The 2,689-nt window shown below is 63.6% G+C and carries 3 protein-coding genes; all 3 read left to right on the top strand.

Going from position 1 to position 2,689, the window contains the following annotated elements; genetic code table 11:
• The coding region (locus AC5DC2_RS22575) for an LSm family protein (RefSeq protein WP_491700110.1) at positions 1 to 332 on the top strand (332 nt) is incomplete at its 5' end.
• 92 nt (positions 333 to 424) lie between these two features.
• Positions 425 to 2,095, top strand: a complete 1,671-nt coding sequence (gene nusA, locus AC5DC2_RS22570) for a transcription termination factor NusA (protein WP_024708925.1) — start codon at positions 425 to 427, stop codon at positions 2,093 to 2,095.
• 6 nt (positions 2,096 to 2,101) lie between these two features.
• Positions 2,102 to 2,689: RNA-binding protein (locus AC5DC2_RS22565; RefSeq protein WP_491700109.1), on the top strand; the 588-nt coding region annotated here is incomplete at its 3' end.

The following is a 2,689-nucleotide window of genomic DNA, read 5'->3' as shown; positions in this document are numbered from 1 at the left end:
GCATCGACCGGCCGATGGTGCGCAAATCCGATTTCTACCGCTGGAAGGGCCACCTCGTGAAGTGCGAGACGTCGGTTCTCGTCAACGACCGCAAGCGCTTCCGCGGCCGCATCATCGAAGCCGATGTCGACGGCATCACGCTTCTGCGCGACGGCGTTGCCTACGGCGAGCCGCCCGAGGTGACCATTCCCTTTACCGCGCTCTCGGATGCCAAGCTGGTGCTGACCGACGAACTGATCCGTGAGGCGCTGAGGGCTGACAAGCTTGCCAAGCAGAAGGCGGCGAACGAAAACGACGACGAGGAAGATGTCGCCGACGGCGACGACAATTAAGACAGACGCCATGGCCCGGAACGGGCGGCATGCGATTTCAGGATATTGACGGAACCGGCGCGGTTCCGCTTGCAAGGACGGAGACCCGTAAAATGGCAGTAAGTGCGAACCGGCTGGAACTGTTGCAGATCGCCGATGCGGTGGCGCGTGAAAAATCGATCGATCGCGAGATCGTCCTGACCGCCATGGCCGACGCCATCCAGAAGGCGGCCAAGTCGCGTTACGGATCGGAGACCAATATCCGCGCCGACATCAATCCGAAGACCGGCGAGATTCATCTTCAGCGCCTGCTCGAGGTGGTCGAGGAAGCCGAGGATTACAGCACGCAGATCCCGCTGGCGCTCGCGCTTGACCGCAACCCGGAAGCCAAGCTCGGCGATTTCATCGCCGACCCGCTGCCGCCGATGGATTTCGGCCGCATCGCCGCCCAGTCGGCCAAGCAGGTGATCGTCCAGAAGGTGCGCGAGGCCGAGCGCGACCGCCAGTACGACGAATACAAGGACCGCATCGGCGAGATCGTCAACGGCACGGTCAAGCGCGTCGAATACGGCAATGTCATCGTCGATCTCGGCCGTGGCGAGGCCATTATCCGCCGCGATGAGATGATCCCGCGCGAAGTGCCGCGTTACGGCGACCGCATCCGCGCCTATGTCTACGATGTGCGCCGCGAGCAGCGCGGGCCGCAGATCTTCCTGTCGCGCACCCATCCGCAGTTCATGGTCAAGCTCTTCACCATGGAAGTGCCGGAAATCTATGACGGCATCATCACCATCAAGTCGGTCGCCCGCGATCCGGGCTCGCGCGCCAAGATCGCCGTGATCTCGTCGGATTCGTCGATCGATCCGGTCGGGGCCTGCGTCGGCATGCGCGGCAGCCGCGTCCAGGCCGTCGTCGGCGAACTCCAGGGCGAGAAGATCGATATCATTCCGTGGTCGGAGGATCCGGCCTCCTTCATCGTCAACGCGCTGCAGCCGGCCGAAGTCGCCAAGGTGGTGCTGGACGAGGACGCCGAGCGCATCGACGTCGTCGTGCCGGACGACCAGCTGTCGCTGGCGATCGGCCGTCGCGGCCAGAATGTCCGTCTCGCCTCGCAGCTGACCGGCTGGGACATCGACATCATGACGGAGAACGAGGAATCCGAACGCCGTCAGAAGGAATTCAACGAACGGTCGCAGCTGTTCATGGATGCGCTGGACGTTGACGAGATGGTCGGACAGGTTCTCGCATCGGAAGGCTTCGCGGCAATCGAAGAGCTGGCCTATGTCGAGCTCGACGAGATTTCCTCGATCGAGGGCTTCGACGAGGAGACGGCCGAGGAAATCCAGATGCGCGCCAAGGAATTCCTCGAGCGCCAGGAAGCCGAACTTGACGAGAAGCGCCGCGAACTCGGCGTTTCCGACGACCTGCGCCAGATCGACGGCATGACGCTGGCGATGATGGTGGCGCTTGGCGAGGACGACATCAAGACGATGGAAGACTTCGCCGGTTGCGCCGCTGACGACCTTGTCGGATGGACCGAGCGCCAGAACGGCCAGACCAAGCGTTTCGAAGGCACGCTCTCCGGCTTTGATCTGTCGCGGGTGGAAGCCGAGAACATGGTCGTGCAGGCGCGCCTGGCGGTTGGCTGGATCACCGAGGAAGACCTCGCGGTTGCCGAAGAGGTGAACGAGGACGAGGACGCCCTGGCGGAAGACGGCGTTGCCGAAGAAGGCGTCGTCGAAGAGCAGGCTTCACCCGATGACGAAGCCGGCAAGAGCGCGTAAGGGCCGGTGACCACGCCCCGAAAAGTGGCTGAAGAGGCGGCGATGAACGACCGGACCTGCATCGTGACCCGTAATGCCGGCGGGCCGGATGATCTGATCCGCTTCGTCGCCGGTCCCGACGGCCAGGTGGTTCCCGATCTGAAACGTGAACTGCCGGGCAGGGGGTGCTGGGTGACCGCCGAGCGCTGGGCGGTCGACAAGGCCGTGGCCAAGGGGCTTTATGCCCGGGCGCTGAAGCAGAAGGCCGTTGCGCCGGCCGATCTCGGCGCAACTGTTGACATGTTGATGGCGCGTCAGCTTGCGGGTATGATGAACATGGCCCGCAAGGCGGGCGAGTTCGTCGCTGGATCGGCCAAGGTCGATCTTGCGGTGAGAAGCGGCGCGGCCCTTGCCACCTTTCATGCCGCCGATGCCGCCGCCGATGGCAGGCGCAAGCTTGACCAGGCCCGCAAGGCCTTCTGGCTCCAGATGGAGGCCGAAGGGCCGATTCCGGCGTTTGTGCCTTTCGGGGCAGCGGAAATCGACACTCTTTTGCATGAGAATGCGTTTAAACATGCCGCGGCGCTTGCGGGAAAGGCCGGAGAAGGTGTAGTG

It is taken from the genome of Martelella sp., from assembly GCF_984369615.1.
The sequence above is the reverse complement of the archived record's forward strand: the minus strand, read 5'-3'. Positions and strand labels throughout refer to the sequence as shown.